Raw genomic sequence first — 23,959 nt, forward strand, 5'->3', positions numbered from 1 at the left:
ATTTCATATTCATGCCTTGATATTTCTAGCTGATTTGCTTTTTCAGCGAGGCCACTTCTTGTTGCAGGTTATTGACAACGCCTGCCAGGCCAGCCATCTGTCCGACATCCCATCTTTGATGTTTATCAATCTTGGAAATGATCATCTGTGCTTTCCAGATTTCCATTATATCGATCGCATCTACCGCATAAGGCTCGAATATGGGGTTATCGCTTACCAGGGTAACTTGGTCCTTGATTTTATTATTGCGTACAATTCTTTTATAGACGATCCCATTGCTTCTGGAAACAACGATATATGCGTTGTTATTTTTGACATCTCCCAGATGCTCCACCTTCTCGCCTACAACTACACTGCCACTCGGTGTGGGCAACATGCTGTCGCCTACGATTTCAAAGGCGCGGTAAAATCCTGGAGCCAGCATAGGCAAGGTAAAGGTGTTGAGCTCATCTAAAAACTCATTATCTTCATAACCAGCCAGATAGCCGGCAGCCGCCTTGACTGGCACAAATTGCACTTTGGCTTCCGTGGTACTGGCCATCATCATGGCGCGTCTTCTGTCTAAATAAGTCCCTTCACCTGGTTGGTCCAGATCTTCCAGGAATAATTCATCCAGGCTTAATTTGAAAATCTGACCAATAGCAGTCAGTACGTCAATACGTGGCTCAGCGCGACTTTCTTCATAGGCGCCGATTAGGGAACGTTTAATACCCAGTTTATCAGCCATTTGTGCCTGTGTCCAGCCACGTAGTTTTCTTAGATATTTGAGGTTTTTACCAGCGTATGTAGTCATGTTTTTTAAGTTTTAGAGTGAACACTAATACGATTAGTGCAATTTACTAAGTATTGGCATGACTCCCAAATATTTTGGAGTTTTTTTCGATAAAAAAGCTAAATATTTTTATTCTACTAATCCGTAATACGAAAACTCCAATGAATTTAAGGATGTATCTTCTTGTAAATCATTGGAGTTATAATTACTAATGAGATTAATGACCAGGGGCCGGATGCAGGCTATTTATTTTTTTATCCTTACCTCCGCCAAATATTTTTCTAAATAACCCCTTTTTTTTAGGCTCTTCTTTTTTGGGAGCCGGCATCACTGCTTTGGGTTTGGTTTTATTGCCCGAAGAGCTGCCACCTATAAGCGGAACATCATTTTGGTCGGTATTGTTGATATTGGTATCACTTTCCGGACCGATATCCTGTGGTTTGAGCCCTGGTTGATTGAGTATATTATTTTGGATACTATCTGTGCTGTCTTTGATGTCATGTGCCCAGTCATAGATAATGGATGCTGCTGGATTTGAGCCGCCTGTATTAAATCGTTGACTGGCGTTCAGACCGGCATTTTTATCCTTATAGGCTTTTGGAAAAAGTAAGCCCAGATTGGTAGGGCCAGCGAAGAACCTTGTCCGATAGCTGTGCTGTTAAAGCGGATAAAGCGACTATCGCAGCCTGTCCATACACCCACTAAAAGCTGCGGGGTGAAGCCAATAAACCAGGCATCGCTGTTGTCATTGGTTGTACCTGTTTTACCGGCAATCTCGCCTGGTATATCGTAGCTGGCCATTCTACGACCTGTACCATAATCAATGACATCCTGCATCATGGACACCAGTGAACTGGAGGTAATATCACTAATGACCTGTTTACGCTTGGGAGTGCTGGTGTATAAGATATTATGATGTGCATCCTCAATACGGGTAATAATCATCGGTTGAACGGTGAAGCCTCTGCCTGGGAACATGGAATAGGCCTGCATCATTTCATAAAGAGAGATTTCCCCACTACCCAAGGCAATGGAAGGATAAGGGTCTATTTTTGACGTAATTCCACAGGTTTTAAGAAAATCAACAAATTTAACCGCCCCTTCATTACCCTCTGGCCCTAGTTGCTTCATGATGTAAGCCGTAGCGCAGTTGCGGGATTCTGCCAAGGCTTCACTCATCGGCATGGTTCTGCCGGTGCAGGTAGCGCTGGTTGCCGGGACATTTCCATATCCTTTAAAATACTGTTGGACATCTTCTACAGGGGTGCTGGGGGTAAATCCACCTTGTTCGATTGCCATACTATAGAGCAGGGGTTTGATGGTTGACCCCACCTGTCTTTTCGTATGAATATTCACATGGTCAAATTTATAAGTCTGAAAATCGATTCCACCAACCCAGGCTTTGACCTCACCTGAGATTGGATCCATTGCCATGACACCTGCCTGTAACATTTGTTTGGTATATTTAATGGAATCGTAAGGCGTCATTATGGTGTCTGTATGTCTTTGTTTATTCCAGGCAAATACCCGCATTTTTGTTTTGACATGGAAGGACTTTTCTATGTCTGCATCGCTCATACCGTTGTCCTTGGATGCTCTCCATCGGTTGCTGCGTTTCATAGAACGGGTGATGGTAATTTCATGTCCTTTCCAAATACTGCCGTCTTTTATATTTTGTTGCCTGTCGAGTAATTTTTGCATGGAGCTCATGTGTTTGGCTACTGCGCTCTCAGCATAGCGTTGCAGATCTGGATTAATGGTCGTATAGATTTTAAGACCGTCCTTATATAAATTATAAGTTGTTCCGTCCGGTTTTTTATTGGCAGGATCCGCGCACCAGGCTTTCAGCTGGCGGATAAGTTCCATCCTGAAATAAGGGGCCAACCCATTAGAATTACTCATCTTATGATAGTTGAGTGTAATGGGTTCCTTTTTTATTCTTTCGGCATCTGCCGCAGAAACAAAATGATTGCGCAGCATCTGATTAATGACCACATTGCGGCGCTGCAAGGCTTTATCCATGTGCAGCCTCGGGTTATAGGTAGTAGACGCCTTGAGCATCCCGATCAAAACGGCCGCCTGGTTGATATTCAAATCTGCCGGATTCACCTGAAAAAATGTTCTGGCAGCATTGCGGATACCATATACATTATCTCCAAAGGGTACAGTGTTCAGATAAAGCGTGACTATTTCATTTTTGGTAAAATTTCTTTCCAGTTTTATGGCAATAATGGATTCTTTGAGTTTTTGAATAATACGGATAAAGGCATTGCGTTTATAATCAGTAAAAAGGTTTTTGGCCGTTTGCATCGTAATTGTACTGGCACCACCTTCGCCACCTAGTGAAAATAATGCTCTGGCCAGCGAACGTGGATCGATACCGCTATGCTGATAAAATCTTTCATCTTCCGTTGCCACGAGTGCCTGGATGACATGCGGGCTAATCTGGTCAAAAGAAACATTGATTCTGTCCTCGGAATAGATCTTTCCCATTAAGGTGCCATCATCTGCATAAATCTGACTGGCTTCTGAGGCATTTGGGTTTTGCAGCTGTTCGATGGAGGGCATTTCTCCCAGCAATCCATAGTTTGCCATTGCGATTAAAAGACAGGCGCCTAAAAGACCGGCAAAAAAGACGATCCATAGGATGCGAACGACTTTATTTCGCTTTTTGCCTGGTTGTTTACTGTCCCCTCTATTTGGTTTGCTGCCGGAACCTGACCTTTGCTTGTTTTGCTGCGTCATGCTTTAAATTCTAAATCTAAATAGGTTAAATTCTATGGTATTTTAGTACACAAAGATTTTATTGCTTTTGTTGCCACATTTAATCAAAAATTGAACCGTTTATGCCGCGCGGATTTTAACCACGCAGTTAAGGCTGGTACTAAGTTCATTTTTAACTACCCAGCCAAAAATAATGACTTCCTGAAAGATAGCCATAAAATTCTATTTCGCCTCAAATTGCTTCCAGGCCTCTTGGTAATTTTTTAAATCTTCTTTTGATTTTAACTTATTGGTATTCTGTGGACTTACAATGATTAGCTCAAATTTGTCCGGTGCGAGCCAGGGCAGAATGGTACTAGGCGCTACCGGCTGGATTTGTTTAAGGTAAGCCTCAGCAGCTTTATAATCCTTAAATGGACCAATTTGAACCAAATCCGTTTCAGGGATGCTTTGCTGTCGGTTAACTGGCCATTTATCATGTTCAAAGGCCAGCAGGTTATACCGGTTAAATGCATTCGCTGCTTCACTGGCGAAGACCGGCGCTACGTGATGCAAAATCACTGTTACGTATTGTGGCTGAGCCGGGTTAAAAGTGAACCCATTGATGGTGGCGGTCTGTTTCAGGTTATTGGCCTGTGGGGGCGCAGATACGGGTTGTGTAACAGTTGGTGGTGGCTGAACCGCCTGGTTATTTGCGGCAGAATCCGTAGCCTGACTATTGGTACTGGAATCAGTTGGCTGAGCAGAGCGCACCTGTTTATCTGGATTAGCGGAAATTGGTGGAAGGCTAACCGCATGATTAGGTTGTTTGTTGATTTGTGTCGTGTCTGGACGCCTATTTTCAACGGCAGGGTTATTTTCCGTTGTAACCGCTAGCTTTGTACTGTCTATAAGCTCATTGACCGGTTTAACTGCTTCTCTGATCCCTATCTGCGCACTTTGACGGTTTAATTCGCCTTCAAGTTGATTAATGGGTGTATTTGCACTATCTGGCAGATCCAGAATCTTTTGATTCCTTAAGATGGCAATGCGGCGTTCTCTTTGCTCAGCCAGGCCTGCAGCAGCTGATTCCAGCCGGGAAAGGCGACTGTTCTGAATTTGACCTGTGGGTAGAATATGTAACTGGCGAAGATAGGCCTGGATTTCTGATCGCCTTTTCAAAATACTGAGCAAGTGTTGTGCCTGGGGCCTGACAGGAGAGGTATTAAAATTTTTAATGAGATATTCCAGTTTACCCTCGGCTATTGAATCTTTATGAGCGTCAATATAATAAACGGATTCTATATACAGGAGTTGCGCTGTCCAATAAAACCGACCATACTGTCTGTCAGCAATTTGTTTTAAAGAATCTGCTTTGTTAAAATCACCTGCTAAAAATAATTGATAGACTTGGTTATAGGCATAGGTGGCCTTATTTTGAAGACTGGTTTCTGGGATATTATTTTGCAGACTATCTTGCCTATTGATCTTTGCCAGCCATTTACTGGCAGGGTAGGCTTTAGTTAACTGTGTCTTAACCATATCTGCCTGATTTTTTTTACCAAGTAAAGTCCAGCAGATAAATTCATTGAACAAAACCTGGTCCGTGGAATCCCAGGAAGGAAAACGACGCATCAGGGAGTCATAAACGTAGATGGCACCTGTAAAGTTCTCCATGGTATTTTGCAAAATAAGGCCGGCATGGAAAAGATGCGCTGCAATTTGATGATTGCTGATTTTTAAACTGGAATCTGTTAATGGAAGGCCTTGCAGTAAGTCCTCCGCCTGGATATTGCTGCTATCCAGTTTGATCGAGCCATCTGGGTTAAAACCCGCTAATAGTTCATTACCTAAAGCTGATTTAATAGGTTTTGCGCCCCTGCCTGTAATGGCACTTATTCTTTGCCAGTTGTCTACATTGGGCCGGTTGCCGAACTTTTGTTTAAAGAGTTGATAGCCACTATTTTTAAGCGTCGGGTTATTAAAATACCAGGTGGTGGATGTCGCCCCTGAACTGGGAAAGAGACTAGTAGGCGCCTGATTTACCGGTCGGCGGACGGCCGGATTTAAGATATCACCTTGCTGTGCCTCGGCCTTTTGCTGGATGGCCTTGCGGATTTCTTTTGCCTTTTCTTTTAATAGCTGCAGGCGCGCTTTTTCAGGCATGGCTGCCAGATGCTGAAGGCTGTCCTGGAAATAAATTGAATCAAGCAGACCAGCTACCTGGTTTAAGGGGCTTTTTCTATTGTCTAATAGTTTTCTGTCTGTTTGCCTGGTCAGATCAGCGGAGTTGACACTATCATAATTTTTGGCGGCTTCATAAAAGCTATTTTTGTCGTAGTCTAATCCAGCCAGCGCAAAGTAAGTCCTGCTTTTTTGCCAATTATTGGGTGGCGTAATCTTTTTGCCGGCCTTTATACTGCTAAGTAGCAAATCGCGGCCCAATTTGTTATCCTGCTTTTTTAAGGCTATGGCTGCCTCGGCGTAATAGATAACGTCCTTGTATCTTCTGAATTTGTCCTTCCTGGAAAGTTTTTCCAGCAGTGCCATATGACTGCCAGCCATTTCTTTTTTATTTGAACCTGCGCTTAGGCTCATTTGCTCAACTAAGTCGCGCCTACTCATGGAAGCCTCAGCCAGGGCGCTGTAAATACTTAACAGCGGATCTATTGCCGAGGATTTGGCTTTGCCAAAATAGTCGGCGGCCCTTAGGCTGTCGCCTCCCAGCGCATACAATTGACCGGTCAGATAATACATGCGCGGCCTTACAGCCCTTTTGTATAGTTGAAAATCTGTTTTGACCAGATAGTTTGCCGCACTGTCATAGGCTTTTAGTTTATAAAATAAAAATCCATGGGTCTGGGCCACAAGTGGGATTAACCTTTTTGGTAGCAAACTATCCTTTTCTATATAACCCAAAAGCACCCGTGCCTGGATAAAATCACCGGACTGAATATAGTTTTTCACCTGCCAGATAAGTCCGTCATTTCTTCTTTCTTTTCGGGCGTAGCTGTTTTTACTAATGCCTTTATGCTCGGGGTTTAAGATGGTAAACTGGTTTTTACTTTACTGATATTACTGCCGATAGGTAGATCGTAACCGTCATCTTTTGGGGCAAAAGCATAGTTTAGGTATTGAAAAACCTGATGCGCTGTGTCGTATTTTTTTTGATAATAGTAGGCTTTACCCAGTAAAAAATAAAGTTCATCCACGTATTGGTTGCGCAAATCGTGCAGCAGTATTCCGGCTGTGGCATGCTGAATCACGGAATCCAGATAACTATTGGCAGCCATGGCCTTGCTGTCATAAGGATAATAGGACAAAAGCTGTGTATAGTCTTCTTTGTAATCCTCAGTGGCTTTATCCACGATCTCTTTAAGACGCTGGTTGGCATTATAGAGATAATTGAACCGGGTAAACGTGTTTTGCATAAACTGTTGGAACTTTCCCAGCGGTCCATAATCAGTCTTTTCTGCCCGAAGTAGTTTTTTGGCAAATTCGGCGGGTTTGACATCACGAAGATTGATGGTCGTTCCTGCCTGGCCATACAATAGGTGAGTACTGCTGCTAAGCAGTACCAATATCATGATTACACCTATAAATAGTTGTGACGCTGGTCGCTTATTAAACTGCCTATTGCGGCCGGAATCTACGTTGGCTTTTGCCATTACCCCCATATTCTATTTAAAACGTTCTAAAGGAGCAATTATTATTTTAAGTGCTTTTGCTGTTACGGCAAGCAGATATGTATCCGTAAGGCTTCTGCCGTGGGTTGATTAATCATTGAAAAGCAGCTCGTATTTAGAGCTGCTTTTCAATGATTAGGCTATTTAAACAGTTTTTCAGCGATTTTGGCATCATGGCCATAAATATCTTTTCTGAAATTAATCTTGCAATCTGAATCTACCCAAGTCGTAAAGTATACCAAGTATACCGGTACGGTTTTATCCAGGGTAACCCATTTTTCTTTAGTGTTTTTATTCATTAAGGAGTCGATGACCTGCGTTGGATAATGCGTCGTGTCATTTCTTAGGAGCCAGTCAGCCATTTTCTCCGGCTCTGAGAGCCGGACGCAGCCGTGACTAAGGCCTCTGTTTCTGGAAGTAAACAGATCGTGATTAGGGGTATCATGTAAATAAATATTATAACTGTTGGGGAAAAGAAATTTTACCCGGCCCAGCGCATTATCCGGCCCAGGAAGTTGTCTGACCAGTGGATATTTACCATCCTTCCCATAAATCTCCATATTATGGTTCTTTATGTAATTAGGATTGTTTTTAATGCCGGGCAGAATCTCGTTTTTAACGATACTGGTGGGTACATTCCAATAAGGTGCAAATACAATGTATTTAATATTCCCGGAGAAAATAGTAGTGCCATGTGCTGCAGAACCTACGATAACGCGCATATTAAAGACTTCTTTGCCTTGCTCATATGCATGGAGCTTGTAATCTGGTATATTTACCCAGATGTATTCTTTGGGTAGTTCGCTAGGGATCCAACGGACTCTTTCCAGATTAATAGTAATGGTTCTGATTAATGTGTCCAGTGGAATATTCAAGGCCTTCATAAAATTAGGACCAACAACACCATCCGGGGATAAGCCATAACGTGACTGAAAAGATTTAACAGCATCTTTTGTGTCTTTGTCATATTTGTCGTCGCTCGGCGCATCGTTAAGATCTCCCAGGTAATGCAGGCGGTCTTTTATGGCGGATATAGCGCCACCAGAATCACCCAACACGAGTTTGGGGCGCTCAAGCGCTATAGAGTCCCAAGGATGATTTTCATTTTTAAGGTCTATATACTTTTGGAGCGCTGTTCGTAATTTTTTAAATTGTGGATTCAGTAATTTCTCTTCGTCCGGTGTTTCCTTTCCATTGATGGTAGAATCCAAAAGCGCCGAAAAATCAATTTTTTTCTGGGAATATACCAGCCTAGCTGTGTGGCATCGAGCCCGCCCTTGCCTTTAAATACTTGTTCGGCATGACGGAAAAATTCACCGGTCATCACCAGTTCTGCATGAATTAATTCGGTATGCGTCAGGCCTTCTGGCAAACTGTCAGTGAACCTGTCCAAAATAGCGGCAATCTTTTTCTCACTTACTGTACTATCTTGTCTGCGCATGGATTTGGCATCTGCGCTTAATAGATTGACAAAATTATGCGCCTGTTCTACCAGCCCACTGGTATCAAACCAGGCAAACTCAAAATTACGGTGCCGGTAAAAGTTAATAAACATCTCGGCATAGGGTTTATAGACAGTGTCTGCTGCAATAAATTGGCGGATGGCATTACTATCCAGAAACAGATTGTTGTATGAAGTCTGCGGTGTGATCGTTTCATCAATTTTTACTTTTCTGTTCTTTCGCTGGCCACAGGAGGCAAAAAGTAAGGTAAGGATGGTGGTTGATAAGAGTAATTTTCTAAAATTCATTAATTAACAGGTGTTTTAAGTTCAGATTATTTAGTGATTTGCAGATTTATTCTATTTAAATTTTCAGTAATACGCCGGCCACGAGTCCAGCAGTCTCCGTCCTAAGTCGGGTATTACCCAAAGTTACTGGTTCAAATTGATTTTCTGGTGCCATTGCCAAATCAATTTCGCGACTGCTAAAATCTCCTTCGGGACCGATTAGTATGATATGGGACTCTTTTTTCTGGGCGGGGCTTAATGACTTTTTACTGTCCTGATCCAAGCAGTGGGCAATCCATTTATGAGAAAATCCCTGGTAATCGGCAAGCACAGTCTCAAATGCGACCAGGCCCTTTAATCTGGGTAAATAGACCTGTCTGCTTTGCAGCATGGCGGAGATCAGAATTTGCTCTACTCTTTCCAATTTGACTACGGTCCGCTCTGTCCTTTCTGTTTTCATCAGGATTATCTCGGAAACGCCGATTTCTGTTAATTTTTCGAGCGCCCATTCAATGCGACCCATGTTTTTGGTAGGTGCTATGGCTATAGTTACCTGACTGTGGGTTGCCTGTTGTTGTGTCCTGTCCAGGATTCGGACCTGACTATGTTTTTTGTGAGCAAGCGTGATACTGGCGGTGGTGAGTAGGCCATGACCGTCTGTTAGCTGTATTTCATCACCTATTTGCATTCTTAAGACCTGAACACAGTGTTTACTGGTTGTCTCACTTAAGGTGAAACTGCTGCATTGAGCATTTAAATCAGCTTCATAAAAATAGGGTCGTTGTTGTACACTCAAAATAATCGGGTTATTTGTCAGCAAAATTAGCAAGACTCTATCAAAACCTATGTAAAAAAGTCATTAATTAGCTGCTGGTCGCGCCAAATTGTGTCAATTTAGGTGGTTAATCCCTTGATTTTCCTGCTGGCATCCAAATTGACTACCCTTATTGTCAACAGTCTGCCTGTATTTGTGTGACAATTTGACGATAACGAATAATATCACCTGGATGAAATCCAGCTGTTAGGCAGGCAGGTAATTTGAAGTAACCTACAATATATTATGAATAATAAATATAACGATATTTTATTGCAGCAAATGGAGGAGAGTGAATTTTTGCCGCTGTTACCCATGAATGAAATGGGCGATGATAAAGAACCATTAGATATCCCGGAAGAACTGATACTGTTACCTTTACGCAATACAGTTTTATTTCCCGGGGTGGTTATTCCAATAACGGTGGGGCGTGATAAAAGTATCCAGGCAGTGACGGAGGCCTATAAAGGCGGCCGGTTAATAGGCGTGCTTGCTCAAAAGGACGACCAGATAGAGGAACCAACGGCAGAGGATCTTTGTCAGATTGGTACAGTGGCCAAGATTGTTAAGCTGATCCGGATGCCGGATGGCGGGACGACCATTATTATTCAGGGGAAGAAACGCTTTGACCTTAAGGAAATTACACAAAGCGATCCTTATTTTAAGGCCAGAATAACATTGTCCGCAGACCAAAATGTGCCGGAAGCACAGGACTTTCTGGCCCATATTGACAGTATTAAAGATCTGGCGGCTCAAATTATCCAACTTTCTCCTAATATGCCTACAGAGGCAGCGATTATCCTGCGCAATATTGAAAGTCCTGAATTTTTGATCAATTTTGTCGCAGGCAATATGAATGTGGATGTTCGCGATAAACAACAGCTGCTTGAAACAAGTTCAATTGAGCAGCGTAGCATCCTTTTGATCAACTTGTTGCAAAAGCAATTGCAGTTTGTGGAACTCAAAAATAAAGTCACCAATAATGCCCGTACGGAAATTGACAAACAACAACGGGAATATTTTCTCCAGCAGCAACTCAAGAGTATTAAAGATGAGCTGGGAGCGGATAATGACATGGAGCTTAGCGCGATGAAAAAGCGGGCTGAAACGAAAAAATGGCCAGAGGCAGCCAAGGAGCTTTTTAATGCGAATATGAGCAAGTTGGAAAGAATGCATTCCAGTACACCGGATTATTCTGTATTATATAATCATACTGATTTTCTGCTTAACCTGCCTTGGGAGGATTATACGAAAGATAATTATGATCTAAAGTTTGCAGAAACAGTACTCAATCAGGATCACTACGGCGTAACCAAAATCAAAGAAAGAATTTTAGAGTACCTGGCCGTCTTAAAGTTGAAAGGGGATATGAAAAGCCCTATCCTTTGTTTTGTAGGACCTCCGGGAATAGGTAAGACTTCTCTTGGAAAAAGTATTGCCAGTGCGATTGGTAGAAAATACATCCGGCTTAGTCTGGGTGGTCTGCATGATGAAAGTGAAATCAGGGGACATCGTAAAACCTATATTGGTGCCATGCCGGGCAGGATTTACAGAATATCAAAAAAGCAAAAACTTCCAATCCGGTCATTATACTGGATGAGATTGATAAAGTAGGGGCAGATCACAGGGGAGATCCTTCATCTGCACTTTTGGAAGTTCTTGATCCTGAGCAAAATGCTACGTTTTATGATAATTATTTGGAACTGGAATATGATCTGAGCAAAGTCCTGTTTATTGCTACGGCTAATGATCTGGCCAGTATCCAACCGGCCTTAAGAGATCGCCTGGAGATCATTAATCTGAATGGTTATGCCATTGAAGAAAAACTGGAGATTGCCAAAAAGTATTTGATCCCCAAACAAAAAGAGGCGCATGGACTCGGTAAGACCAAGATAAAACTTTCCAATAAGGTTATCGAGAAAATTATTGAACAGTACACAAGAGAAAGCGGCGTCAGGGAGTTGGATCGTCAGTTGGCCAGTGTGATGCGCTATCTGGCTAAATTGGTGGCTTTGGAGCAGCCACTGCCTGCGTCCATAACCGAAGCCTTGGTCGCTCAGATTTTAGGTAAGACAAGGTACTCCAATGAATTGTACAGGATTGCCGGGATCAGTGGTGTTGCGGTGGGGCTTGCCTGGACCAGTGTCGGCGGTGATATTTTGTTTATTGAAGCCTTGCCCAGCGCGGGCAAAGGTGAGCTGAGACTCACCGGTAATCTGGGAGATGTGATGAAAGAAAGTGCCATGACGGCACTTACTTATGTCAAAGCCCATAGTAAAGAATTGGGCATTGATCCTGAACTCTTTGAAAAGAAAAATATTCATATCCATGTACCGGAAGGTGCCGTTCCCAAAGATGGCCCAAGTGCAGGTATTACCATGTTATCAGCCATTACCTCTGCCTTTACTGGTAGAAAAGTAAAGTCTTACTTAGGGATGACAGGTGAGATTACTTTACGTGGCCAGGTACTTCCAGTTGGCGGCATTAAGGAAAAAGTGCTGGCTGCTAAAAGAGCAGGTCTAAAAGAGCTTATCCTTTGTTTTGAGAACGAAAAAGATGTACAGGAGATTGATCCTTCATTTATTAAAGGTGTAAAATTTTATTATGTCCGTACCATGATGGAAGTAATTGAGCTGGCACTCACAAAATAAACAAGAATTATTTTGTTTGTATTCCCTTAAATGGTTACTTTTGGTAGCCTATTTTACATATATATAATACTATATAATATCTATATATAAACGCTTTCATGTTGGTTGTTTTAAGGGTTATAATTCCTACATTTCTATGTAGGAATTTTTTTCAAAGGACATTTGTAGATATTTTTCCTTATTATTGCGAACCAGACATTAAAAAACTGAGCAATGTACCCTAATCTATATTATTTATTTTGGGATTTATTTGGCATTAAAATATCGGTCTTAAAAGTAGTTAACTCATTCGGGTTTTTTGTCGCGATTTCCTTTCTGGTGTCTGCATGGCTGATCTCTAAGGAATTTAAACGACGCCAGGCCCTGGGGTATTTCACTTATACGGAAAAGAAAATTACCATTGGGCAGCCGGCGAGTCTGGGTGAACTCCTTTCAAATTTTATACTGGGCTTTGTATTTGGTTACAAGATCCTGGGTATTTTCTTTACCAAGGGGGCAATGGCCAATCCGCAAGCCTTTATTTTTTCCGGTGCCGGCAGCTGGCTGGCGGGGCTGGTATTAGGCGGTCTTTTTCTTTACCTTAAATGGAAAGACAAGAATAAGTCTAAACTGGCGCAGCCTGAACAGCGTACAGTGCGTATCTGGCCTAGTGATCGGGTGGGGGATATAGTGATTATATCCGCTATTGCGGGCTTTATCGGTGCCAAAATCTTTGATAATCTGGAAAACTGGGACAGGTTTATCCAGGATCCGTGGGGAAATTTGTTTTCTCCCAGCGGCCTTACATTTTATGGCGGATTGATTGTGGCCATCATTGCACTTTGGATTTATTTTCGCAAAAACAAAATGCGTTTTATTAACGTGGCGGATAGCGTAGCGCCTATTCTGATGTTGTCCTACGGACTTGGCAGAATTGGTTGCCAGGTGGCAGGAGATGGAGACTGGGGAATTATCAATAGTGCTTATCTTTCAAATCCTGACGGCTCACTGCGTCTTTGTACGCCGCAGCAGTTTCAGCAAGCAGCGGTGCTATTTAAAAATCATACGGAACAATATGGTATTGTAGGAGAGATCCAGCATGCGGCCTTTAGGGGCGCTAGCTGGCTGCCGGATTGGTTATTCGCTTTTTCTTACCCACACAACGTGAATGGACAGGGAATTGCACTGGCCAGTTGTCAATGGGGGCAGTATTGTAATTACCTGCCTTTGCCTGTTTATCCTACACCGCTCTATGAGATCATCATGTCGGTGATCCTTTTTGGGATCCTTTGGAGCCTGCGTAAAAAGATCACTTATCCTGGTAAACTCTTTGGCTTGTATTTAATTGTAAATGGTGCGGAGCGCTTCTTAATTGAACAAATCCGGGTGAACACAAAATATGATATATTATTTCATCCCTCACAGGCGGAGATTATCTCTTTATTGCTGGTCATCGTCGGACTTATTTTTGTTACCATGGCACCAAAGATTTTTAAGCCGCTGCATATTATTAAACCGACGCCAACTTCGCCCGCTTCCTGATGAAATTTCTGGTAATTCGCTTCTCATCAATTGGCGATATCGTGCTCGCGACACCTGCAATCAGGTGCCTAAAGAAACGTTATCCCGACAGTGAAGTTCATTTTCTGACCAAAATGAAAATGAAGGCAGTAACTGAGGCTAATCCTTACATCGATAAATTCCATTATCTTGATGGTGATTTTAAGCAGATGGCCGCAGATTTGAAAACCGAAAACTTCGACTATATAATAGATCTGCATAAGAATCTCAGAACCCTTAGATTACGGTTTGTCTTAAAAGCAAAATGGTATAGTTATCAAAAACTAAGTATCCAGAAATTCCTGTTAACCAAATTTCACTGGGATCTAATGCCGTCTACGCATATTACTACCAGGAGCTTAAATACACTATTGCCCCTGGATGTTAAGGATGACGGGCAGGGTTTGGATTATTTTATTGGTGAAAAGGATAGGGTGGATATAAAATCTTTACCAGAATTTTTGCAAAGTGGTTATGGGGCCATTGTTATCGGTGCTTCTTACTATACCAAAAAACTTCCCCCTGAAAAACTGATTGAATTAGTCAACCGCCTGGACTGCCCATTAATTCTCATGGGAGGGCCAGAAGATAAAGTAATTGGTGAGAAGATTATCCAGGCTACCAATAATACAAGTGCCTGGAATGGTTGCGGTGTGTTTTCTCTGAACGGCTCGGCGGATTTGATCCGGCAGGCGGCGTGGGTGATTTCCCATGATACCGGTCTGCAATACATCGCCTGTGCTTTCAATAAAAGGGTAATGGCTGTATGGGGGGGGACTTCTCCAAAATTGGCGGTGGAACCTTATTATGGCACGGCGAATCCTTCGAACTATCGCAATTATATTGTGCCTGGTCTTTCATGTCAACCCTGTTCTAATTTTGGGTTGAAAAAATGCCCTAAGGGACATTTTAAGTGTATGCGATTACAGGATATAGAGGCCATTGTGCAGGACACGTTAAAGGGGTATTGCTGATAGCTATGCTCGAAAAGGGGACTCACTTAGTAGAAGTTGCATAAAAAAGTACAGGCATTTATAATGCTTTAGAGCGCTTAAATCCTTTTATTAATATCCGATTGGCGTCCGTTAAGTATCTTTTTTTGATAAATTAGTATTAATAATTAGGCAAAATAAAAAGTACTTTTGTTCTGACTTTCATACCCATTTATTTTAGTATTTAATTTTTATGAAGCATCTCAACATCTCTTTTAAATTATTAGCGGCATCACTCATGGTGGCTGCAATGCTCTCTGTTTCGGCTCAGGGGGTTAGGCAGACCAAGCTAAAGCAGTTTAAACTCATGAGCTCCACCCAGGTAAAAGTAGGGGGCGCTGAAATTTCTAATCCGAATTATAAGGGCGATCTCGGATGGTTTGATGCGGTGGTTCCTTCCACTGTTCTTACTGCGCTTGTCGCCAATAAAGTGTACCCGGATCCACATATCGGTATGAACAATATGCTGATCCCGGACGCCAATGATAGCTTTAGTGTGGCCTATGGGTTGGATAAATATTCTTATTTACCTCATGTTAAAAACCCCTGGAAAGATCCTTATTGGTATAGAACGACTTTTAAGGCGGGAGCAGTGGATGCAACCAAACGATTTGAACTCATTTTTGACGGGATTAATTATAGAGCCGAGGTCTGGATGAATGGACACCGGGTTGCTGATTCTTCTGAGATGGTAGGCATGTTTGCTAAATACGGGTTTGATGTGACTAAATTTATAAAACCCAATGGCACCAATGCATTAGCCGTTAAGATTTATCCATTGGATTATCCTGGTACACCGGATTCGGAGCAATTGGAAGCGTTAGGTAGCTTTTATCTGAATGGTGGTCCAACAGGCGATATCGGTAAAAACGTGACCATGCTTTGCTCTGTGGGATGGGACTGGATGCCGCCGGTCAGAGACCGCAATATGGGTATCTGGCAACCGGTTTATATTAGAGAAACCGGTGTTGTACATTTTGGCAATACGCAACTGATCACTGAATTACCAAAACTTCCTGATACAACTGAGGCAGCCTTAAAACTAAATCTGACACTGCATAACAGCAGCAATGCCGCTGTCAAAGGACAACTGCAGGTTAGCATCAATCCGGATAACTTTTCTGGGGCTGCTAACGATAAAATTGCTTTTAGTCAGGAGGTGACGCTTAAGGCGAATGCTGATGGGCAATTACATCTGGATCCTGAAAAGGTGCAGGAGCTGTTGGTGAAAAATCCCAAACTCTGGTGGCCAAATGGCTATGGCAATCCTAATTTGTATAAAATTAATTTGAAATTTACCAGCGCAGGAAATGTGTTGGATGACACCAGTTTTGTTTTTGGTATGCGCACGGTAAAGTCCACTGCAGCGGCCGTAGGTGGACATTATGATGGCTTTTACCGTAGGTATTTTTATGTCAATGGTAAGAGGATTCATCTTGTGGGCGGCGCCTGGGTACCGGATATGATGCTAGATAGAAATGCGCAGCGGTTTTATACAGAGCTAGCCTTATGTAAAAATGCCAATCTGAACCTGATTCGTATCTGGGGTGGTGGAGTAACACCGCCGGAACCATTCTGGGACGCTGCAGACCGGCTGGGTCTTTTGGTCTGGAATGATTTCTGGGTGACCGGCGATACGCAAGGTGAATTTAAAGGCTCGCCAGACTATCCCTTTCAGGGCAATGTGTTTTTAAGAAATGTAACCAGTTCTATATTAAGCATCCGTAACCATGCAAGCCTTTTGGTCTGGACCGGCGGTAATGAAGGCCATGCCCGCAAAGCGCTTTATGACGGAATGCGTCAGGCGATCATTGATCTGGATGGAACAAGACCATTTATCCCAAGTTCTTCCGGATATGCAAAAATGCCCAAAGGGTGGCCGGGCGCCTGGCCGGATAATAAGCCGGCGGGCGTTTATAGCGGAGGCCCTTATGCCTGGAAGGATCCTAAAGTTTATTACAGTCTGGCAGATACAGCAAAGGACTGGTTGTTTAAAGATGAGACCGGCATTCCTTCTCAGCCGCCTCTCAATACCTTAAGAAAGGTCATCCCGGATATGGTCTGGGATACTACCCTGCCTTATCCTTTCAATAATACCTGGGGTTATCATGATGCCTGTACGGGTGCTGGTAAATACGACGCGTATTATGCAGATATGGTGAGTCGGTATGGACAACCTATGCAGTTGGATAGTTTCTCTAATAAAATGCAGTTGATGAACGCCACCGGATACCAAGGTATTTTTGAAGCGGCCAATTCAAAAATAAGCGAAAATGGCGGCGTGATGCTCTGGAAGCTGAATGCGGCTTTGCCCAGTGTCATCTGGCAGATCTATGACTGGTATTTATTGCCCAACGCTGGCTATTACTATATGAAAAAAGCCTGCGAACCGGTGCATGTTCAGTTTAACCTGAATGATTCCAGTGTGGCCGTTATAAATCGGAGCAGATTTGATCAAAAGAATCTAAAGGCAGTGGCCACGCTTTATGATATTAATGGGAAGCAATTGGCGCAAAATGCAGGTAATATTAATTTGGTACAGGCCGATCATGGCTTGGAGGCTTTTAGTTTGAAAAAGGTATTGCAATCACATCAGACATTTGCTTTTGTATTGCTTTCACTAAAAGATAATGCGGGTAAGGAGGTGTCAAGTAATGTTTACTGGACAGCGCCAGAAAATAATTATAAGGCCCTTAATCATATGAGCGCTTCCTCTTTAAAGATCGATGTTGTAAAATCAGATTGGCAGCATAGTCGAAGCAGCCTAACACTTAAATTAGCCAACACAGGTAATCAGGTCGCCTTTTTTGTCAGAGGTCAGATAATGGTAGGGAATAATGAAGTGATGCCTGCTTTATGGTCTGATAATTATGTGACCATTGCACCTGGTGAAAGCAAAGAAATCAGCGTGAATTTTCACCGGGTGATGGGAACAGGGAATTTGCAGATTAAATTCTCTGGCTGGAATACGCCAGATCAAACTGTTGATTTTAGTACCGAATATTAAGCCTTGGATTAGGGTTTAAGGGGCACATTTGTAATTCACAAGCAACAAGACCGCCCTAGGGGAAAATGAAAAGATCATTTTCCCCTAGGGCGGTCTTGTTGAAAATACGTATATTTATATGTAATTGAAATAGATTGAGTTATGTGTAATTGAAAATGTGATTTGACAGTAGGAATTGAGCTTTATAAAGCTATTTTGAGGTCTCGTTTTTCTGGTTCCAAAAATATATCAAAAGTGAAAATAGAGCGCTGCATATGAAAGCAAACACTGTCCAAATTAATAAGTTATGGGTTGCATTATCGACCGTGTCGCTAAAATATAAAATAGAGAAACAGGCGAGCATCCAAAGCGAAGAAAGCCTGATCAAAATACTCAGTACTTCCTTAATTCTGGATAATCTACTTATTATTAGCCTTTTAGGCGTTTTTATTGAAAATAACTTTGTCATGGGGCGCGCATTACTTTAACTTTATACTTGATTGTAATGCGAAGTAAATGCCTCCCACTGACAGCCTTATGGCAGTCAGAGAAAATCGCCTAAAAAAAATGTTCAGTTGACCACTTTGTGCATTCAGGATTTTACTTTATAAAATCCGGCTTTTTCCATAATCTGGATAATATTGGGGTAAGTATCCTCCATGCAAAGGTCGATTTGTGCCTGATCGGCCCAGATGACCTGCTCAATATCTTCTTCAATTTGTGGGACTAAGTGTTGGCCGTCGGGAGTGCTCATAGCAAACCAATGGGTCTCCTTTTCTACATCCTGATTGGACCATTTATCAAAATATTCATGGTAGGTGATACCCAGAAGGGGACCGGCGTTTACCTCCTGCAGCCCAGTTTCCTCTTTGACTTCTCTTATAGCACACTGCTTGACGGATTCACCTTCGTCTAGTTTGCCTTTCGGTAAGTCCCAGTAACCTCTTCTAAAGATTAAAAGAAGATGACCCTTTGGGTCAGTAATCAGACCACCTGCTGCTATGATTCTGGGCTTTTGCATAATAGATTATTTTGACGTTTTAAATGAGGGACTAAATTTACCAATATTGGCCTAACAAGGCAATAATATTTTACCTTCGTGAAAATTTTTTAGAGTTATGGCAAAGACCGATGAAAAAGTAATCGCCGAGAAATTATTACAGGCTGGGGCTGTTAAATTAAGTCCGGAAAAACCTTTTACCTGGGCAAGCGGGTGGAAGAGTCCGATTTATTGTGATAATCGTAAATTGTTATCTTTTCCTTTTATCAGGGACTTTATTAAAAGTGAGCTGTGTAATGTCGTCTTTGAAGCTTATCCTGAAGCAGATGCTATTGCGGGTGTTGCCACGGCGGGTATTCCCTGGGGGCTATGGTGGCTGACCAGCTAAAACTGCCTTTTGTGTATGTTCGCTCCAAACCCAAAGCTCATGGAATGGGCAATCAGATTGAAGGGAAATTAGAACAGGATTGGAAGGTGGTTATGATTGAAGATTTGATTTCTACGGGATTGAGTAGCCTCGATGCTGTAAATGTTTTAAAAGCTGAAAATGTTGATGTTATAAGTGTTGTTTCAATATTTAATTACGGTTTTCAAAAGGCGGTAGATGCTTTTGCTGCTAATGAAACAGCATATAAATCGTTGACCAATTATGGAGCGCTAATTGAGCTGGCCAAGGCAAAAGGAATGATTCAGCCTGAAAGTGAGCCTGAACTTTTAGCGTGGAGAGAAAAGCCGGCTGAATGGGGCATATAAAAAATTGGGGAGAAGTGCAATTTAGTTATTAGACGAGAATTAGTCGTTTATAATAGAAACAAGGAATGTAAATATTTTTGTAGTTGAATGTAAAATAATATGTTACGGATTTTAATTGCAATAAATTATCTGGTGGAATTTATTAAACTATGACCAAATAGGAAACTGCTAAAAATATAAGAATATTTATATAACTTGTTGTAAAATAATAATTTATGGGATTCTTTGGAAATTTATTTGGTAAGAAAGAAAAGGAAACTTTGGATCAAGGTCTGGAAAAGACCAAGGACAACTTTCTGTCTAAGATTACCAAAGCGGTGGCGGGGAAAACTACTGTAGATGATGAGGTATTGGACAATCTGGAAGATGCGCTCATTACTGCTGATGTAGGTGTGGATACGACGCTGGAAATTGTGGACCGAGTTCAAAAAAGAGTAGCTAAAGATAAATATGTCACTACCAGTGAATTGAATAGATTACTTCAAGAAGAAATTGAAGCATTGCTGCCGGACGTTAAAGAAGAAAACTTTGGCAGTTTTGAACTGACTGGGATAAAGAAGCCATATGTGTTATTGGTAGTTGGCGTAAATGGAGTTGGCAAAACAACCACTATCGGCAAGCTGGCTGCCAGGTATAAAGCTGCTGGAAATAGTGTTGTTTTAGGAGCGGCAGATACTTTTAGAGCTGCTGCAGTTGATCAGCTAACGATTTGGAGTGAACGGGTAGGGGTGCCGATCGTAAAGCAGCCGATGGGCAGCGATCCTGCTTCTGTAGCGTTTGATACCGTACAAAGTGCGGTAGCTAAGAATGCGGATATTGCCATTATTGACACAGCTGGCCGTCTGCACAATAAAGTGCATCTGATGGATGAGCTGAATAAAATCAAGCGGGTGATAGAGAAAGTAGTGCCTGGAGGACCAAGTGATGTGCTGCTGGTACTGGATGGATCTACCGGTCAAAACGCTTTAGAACAAGCTAAACAATTTACTGAAACAACAAATGTTTCTTCATTGGCAATCACTAAATTAGATGGAACTGCTAAAGGAGGAGTTGTACTTGCAATTGCGCACCAATTGAATATTCCGGTACGTTATATAGGGGTGGGGGAGCGAGTTGAGGATTTAATGATTTTCGATAAACATGAGTTTGTGGATAGTTTATTTAAATTGCATTAAGGTTTATAATTTGTTGATAATAATTTGATTAATTTATTGTAAATGATTTGATTGTTCATTTAGATAACTTTTGCATTGGAATTAGCCTTACGATTAACAAAATTGTTTTTTACATCCAGTAATGCACATTGGATTTTTCCAAATTCTTGTGGAACGAGGAATCTAGGCAGATAAGCAGTATGTCATAAATGGCCGGTGAGAACCGAAATTGAAATGTTGAGTACCATCTGGTTCTGAAATTAATAAGATAGGGGGGATAGGAAAAGTCATCAAAAGGGGGATTTTAAAAGTATCAACTCAAACCATTTCCTTATCGAAGGCAAGGCTGGTGGGCGTGCTCTATAGAGAAGAAAATGCTTGGCGTGGTCGTTCGCTAGGTTTTACATAGATAGATTGCTGCTGATGCTCGCTATCTGGTGTACCAAAGAAAATAATCGTCCAATATTATAATTGTAAATAGCTAGAGAGCCGTGATTTAAAAAGTTAGTACTCCTCTGAATCCCCTGGCTGCATAATAGGAGATTGCGCCATTATGATAAACAAATACCTGGTCATATCTGCGATCACAAAATAGTGCTCCGCCCAGTTCTCTTACGGAATCAGGCGTCTGAATCCAGCTGGAAGTTTTTAAATCAACGGGCTCAAGAGATTGAAGCAATCGGTATTGCTCTTCATTTAGAAGCTGGATACCCATCGCTGCTGCCATTTCCTTTGCGCTTCCTTTGGGCTTATGTTCTTTACGTTCTGCAAGCGCCTTTTTGTCATAACAAAGACTTCTACGACCTTTGGGCGTTTCTGAAGAACAGTCAAAAAACTGATAGGCTTCGGCTTTTTTATCGATCTCAAGCACGTCAGGTTCGCCACCAGACTCATCCATTTTCTGTAAACTCCAGAGCTTTTCTGGGTGTTTGAGTAGTCTTTTGGAGACATCTTCCCAGATAATCCCAGGATGTCTGTGCTTATTTTGTTCAAATCTAACTTTTAATAATAAAAGCAATGAGTCTATGTCTTTGTTGGTTAGTTGATTCGTTTTCGTTTCCATTAGTATTAATTTAAGGGCCGGATAAATTTATGTACATTTTTAAAACTCTTAAGGGCACAGATCAATTCGGTTTAGCCTCTTAATTTACACGTTCAAAGTTAGGAGATAACGGAGATTTACCTTGCCCAATGCCAATCATGTCCGACTTTATGCAGTACACTGGTGACTTTGAACTTTGAGAATAGCATCTGCGCAAAATAACTGATATCTTTTGTGTGATCATAGATCCCTTTTTTGAAATTAATTGGGAATTACAATGAAAATGAACTATTAGGGATATAAATAGTAATTTTGAATCGATGCAAGAATGAGAAGACATATTACTGATTTGCGAGACGGTTGTTATTAATCAATATTGATCCTAGTTCAAGGGAAAGGGTATTTAATTTTGTTATTTTAAAATAGTATAATATGATGCTAAGGTTAAATCTTGTGGCAGATAGAAATTCGTTAATTCCTATCAATTACAATTATAACTTATCAGCTGCAATTTACCGAATTATTGCCAAAGGTGATGCGGATTTTGCTGAGTTATTACATAAACGGGGGTATGGGAAAGGGTTCAAGTTTTTTACATTTTCATTGATTGACGCGCCATTTGAGGTTTTAGGAGATAGACTCAAATTGGTTGGTAATCATGCGTCTGTTTTAGTCTCTTTTCATGTTCCAGAGGCTATGGAAAACTTTATTAAAGGATTGTTTCAAAGCGAGCAATTAGTTATTGAAGATTATAAATCTAAATCCAGCTTTTTTGTTGAGTCCATAAGTATTGAAAAGAATCTTCTTGAAAGCTATAAAGATGATGAAAGGATTGAGGTTGAATTGAGCCCAAAATCACCTATTGTTGCTGGGTTACAAAATGACCTTGGAAATTATATATTTCTAAGCCCAGATGATGATCGCTACGTTAATTCTTTAATTTATAACTGGACAAACAAAATAAAAACGATAGAACAAAATGAACAGGTATCGCAATTATCAATGAAGTTAATTTCTACAAATCGACCTTTTAAATCAAAACTTATAACGATTAAAGCAAATACGCCACAAGAAACTAAGATTAGGGGGTGGCTAAACTTTAAATTAATAGTAAAAGCTGAAAAGCGTTATGTCAATTTGTTGCAGAATACCGGAGTAGGAATATATAATAGTATGGGAATGGGGTGCGTTCAAACAAAGGTCAATATCTAGGTCAAAAACAATGATTATATTTCAATTCAGTAATTGTACGATTGAATGACCTAGATATAGACGCTGCAAGATACTAAACCTAGCGAACAAAAAATAATTACGACCGTTACCAATTTGTAATGATTACCGCGGCATATATTTTTAAGAACGAGATAGTTTTTCCATATTATTCAATTAAATAATATGAAGCTGAATTTTAAAAATAATCCTTCAAATACAATTATTATAGGAGTATTTATTAAATTTGTTCTTAGCAACAATTGAGAAAACGAGATTTATAAGGACAAAATGCTTTAAAATTAATTATTTGAACATGACAATATTTAATAGATTCACTGGAAATGCATTGATTAATAATGCATTAATGACGATTATGGCTGTGGCTAAAATAGGAGGCCTTGCAGAGATTACTCCAGAATTGTTGCTAGATCTGTTTAATAGAGTTAGTTTGGTGGAGACAAATAAGAGACTAAAAAGTTATACTATGCTTTTTAGCCTTAACAACCCATTGGTTAATCCGGCAAAAAAAGCAAATCAGGCTGGAGAAAAGACTTATATTCGGTTGCTGCTTGCAATAATGAATGGATTTGAAGCTGATGGAGAGCGTATTTGTGAAATCACCGGATTAAAATTTAATAAGCGTTTCGAAGAATTCTATCAAGAAGACATCGATCAACAAAAATTATTAATAAATAGCAGCAGTAAAGATCCACGCGAAATAAAAAAAGAAATTAAAAATTTGGATAACACAGACACGAGCTTAAATAGGTCTTGGTTTCCATTGATTGGTGGTCTTGGGTCTGACGCGCAGACTTTGCCCCAAGCAAAATTTACCGTAAATATTCATCCTATCTGTATCGCAATATTGCAATTTTACCCTTATCTGCATTACTATACAAAGGAGGCATTTTGCTAATAGACTCGTC

General features: G+C 41.2%; 18 protein-coding genes and 1 pseudogene. 10 read left to right on the forward strand and 9 right to left on the reverse strand.

The annotated features are described in order from the left end of the window. Positions 1-25: 25 nt before the first annotated feature. The 7 genes from FSB73_RS15920 to FSB73_RS15950 form a co-directional block, all read right to left on the reverse strand. Entirely contained in the window at positions 26-793 is a 768-nt protein-coding gene (locus tag FSB73_RS15920) for a LexA family transcriptional regulator (RefSeq protein ID WP_146784356.1), read from the reverse strand. A 546-nt stretch (positions 794-1,339) separates the two neighbouring features. Further along, positions 1,340-3,517: a penicillin-binding protein 1A gene (locus FSB73_RS15925; protein WP_146784359.1), complete on the reverse strand. Its 2,178-nt coding sequence runs from the start codon at positions 3,515-3,517 to the stop codon at positions 1,340-1,342. A 201-nt stretch (positions 3,518-3,718) separates the two neighbouring features. Continuing rightward, complete coding sequence (porW, locus tag FSB73_RS15930; RefSeq protein ID WP_449371703.1) at positions 3,719-6,523, reverse strand: type IX secretion system periplasmic lipoprotein PorW/SprE; 2,805 nt, start codon at positions 6,521-6,523, stop codon at positions 3,719-3,721. Continuing rightward, entirely contained in the window at positions 6,517-7,143 is a 627-nt protein-coding gene (locus FSB73_RS15935) for a hypothetical protein (protein ID WP_146784365.1), read from the reverse strand. Before FSB73_RS15935 ends, porW begins: the two co-directional genes overlap by 7 nt. A gap of 158 nt (positions 7,144-7,301) precedes the next feature. Next, positions 7,302-8,372, reverse strand: a complete 1,071-nt coding sequence (locus FSB73_RS15940) for a L,D-transpeptidase family protein (protein ID WP_146784368.1) — start codon at positions 8,370-8,372, stop codon at positions 7,302-7,304. Beyond that, the gene (locus tag FSB73_RS15945) at positions 8,321-8,911 is read right to left on the reverse strand and encodes a L,D-transpeptidase scaffold domain-containing protein (protein ID WP_146784371.1); all 591 of its coding nucleotides are present in this window, start codon (positions 8,909-8,911) and stop codon (positions 8,321-8,323) included. Before FSB73_RS15945 ends, FSB73_RS15940 begins: the two co-directional genes overlap by 52 nt. 55 nt (positions 8,912-8,966) lie before the next feature. After that, positions 8,967-9,710, reverse strand: a complete 744-nt coding sequence (locus FSB73_RS15950) for an RsmE family RNA methyltransferase (RefSeq protein ID WP_225974075.1) — start codon at positions 9,708-9,710, stop codon at positions 8,967-8,969. Positions 9,711-10,121: 411 nt separating this feature from the next. On the opposite strand from FSB73_RS15950, the pseudogene FSB73_RS27695 reads away from it, so the two are divergent. The 5 genes and pseudogenes from FSB73_RS27695 to FSB73_RS15975 form a co-directional block, all read left to right on the forward strand. Further along, positions 10,122-12,355: pseudogene (locus FSB73_RS27695) on the forward strand (S16 family serine protease); the annotation flags it as partial. Positions 12,356-12,568: 213 nt separating this feature from the next. Beyond that, a complete protein-coding gene (locus FSB73_RS15960) occupies positions 12,569-13,876 on the forward strand; it encodes a prolipoprotein diacylglyceryl transferase (RefSeq protein ID WP_146784374.1) in 1,308 nt (435 codons plus the stop codon). Further along, positions 13,876-14,868 carry a glycosyltransferase family 9 protein gene (locus FSB73_RS15965; protein ID WP_146784377.1) on the forward strand — a complete coding sequence of 331 codons (993 nt, stop codon included), beginning with the start codon at positions 13,876-13,878 and terminating at the stop codon, positions 14,866-14,868. The genes FSB73_RS15960 and FSB73_RS15965 overlap by 1 nt, the downstream gene beginning before the upstream one ends. Positions 14,869-15,079: 211 nt before the next feature. Continuing rightward, positions 15,080-17,893, forward strand: coding sequence for a glycoside hydrolase family 2 protein (locus FSB73_RS15970; RefSeq protein ID WP_146784380.1), 2,814 nt, complete (start codon positions 15,080-15,082; stop codon positions 17,891-17,893). Positions 17,894-18,147: 254 nt separating this feature from the next. Next, entirely contained in the window at positions 18,148-18,360 is a 213-nt protein-coding gene (locus FSB73_RS15975; RefSeq protein ID WP_146784383.1) for a hypothetical protein, read from the forward strand. Between the two features lie 104 nt (positions 18,361-18,464). Here the strand turns inward: FSB73_RS15975 and FSB73_RS15980 are convergent, their stop codons facing one another. Beyond that, positions 18,465-18,893, reverse strand: a complete 429-nt coding sequence (locus tag FSB73_RS15980) for an NUDIX hydrolase (RefSeq protein ID WP_146784387.1) — start codon at positions 18,891-18,893, stop codon at positions 18,465-18,467. A 97-nt stretch (positions 18,894-18,990) separates the two neighbouring features. Between FSB73_RS15980 and FSB73_RS25280 the strand changes: the two genes are divergently transcribed. The 3 genes from FSB73_RS25280 (at position 18,991) to ftsY (ending at position 20,800) form a co-directional block, all read left to right on the forward strand. Then, positions 18,991-19,260, forward strand: a complete 270-nt coding sequence (locus FSB73_RS25280; protein WP_225974076.1) for an orotate phosphoribosyltransferase — start codon at positions 18,991-18,993, stop codon at positions 19,258-19,260. Then, complete coding sequence (locus FSB73_RS25285; RefSeq protein WP_394344798.1) at positions 19,242-19,625, forward strand: orotate phosphoribosyltransferase; 384 nt, start codon at positions 19,242-19,244, stop codon at positions 19,623-19,625. The genes FSB73_RS25280 and FSB73_RS25285 overlap by 19 nt, the downstream gene beginning before the upstream one ends. Before the next feature lie 215 nt (positions 19,626-19,840). Beyond that, positions 19,841-20,800 carry a signal recognition particle-docking protein FtsY gene (gene ftsY / locus FSB73_RS15990; protein ID WP_146784390.1) on the forward strand — a complete coding sequence of 320 codons (960 nt, stop codon included), beginning with the start codon at positions 19,841-19,843 and terminating at the stop codon, positions 20,798-20,800. A 475-nt stretch (positions 20,801-21,275) separates the two neighbouring features. Here ftsY and FSB73_RS15995 read toward each other — a convergent pair whose 3' ends face one another. Then, complete coding sequence (locus tag FSB73_RS15995) at positions 21,276-21,842, reverse strand: DUF4256 domain-containing protein (RefSeq protein WP_146784392.1); 567 nt, start codon at positions 21,840-21,842, stop codon at positions 21,276-21,278. A gap of 411 nt (positions 21,843-22,253) precedes the next feature. Here FSB73_RS15995 and cas6 point away from each other — a divergent pair, with 411 nt between their 5' ends. Beyond that, positions 22,254-23,033 carry a CRISPR-associated endoribonuclease Cas6 gene (gene cas6 / locus FSB73_RS16000; protein ID WP_146784394.1) on the forward strand — a complete coding sequence of 260 codons (780 nt, stop codon included), beginning with the start codon at positions 22,254-22,256 and terminating at the stop codon, positions 23,031-23,033. A gap of 313 nt (positions 23,034-23,346) precedes the next feature. Beyond that, a complete protein-coding gene (locus FSB73_RS16005; RefSeq protein ID WP_146784397.1) occupies positions 23,347-23,949 on the forward strand; it encodes a hypothetical protein in 603 nt (200 codons plus the stop codon). Positions 23,950-23,959: the final 10 nt, after the last annotated feature.

This window comes from Arachidicoccus ginsenosidivorans (assembly GCF_007971385.1).
Classification (GTDB): domain Bacteria; phylum Bacteroidota; class Bacteroidia; order Chitinophagales; family Chitinophagaceae; genus Arachidicoccus; species Arachidicoccus ginsenosidivorans.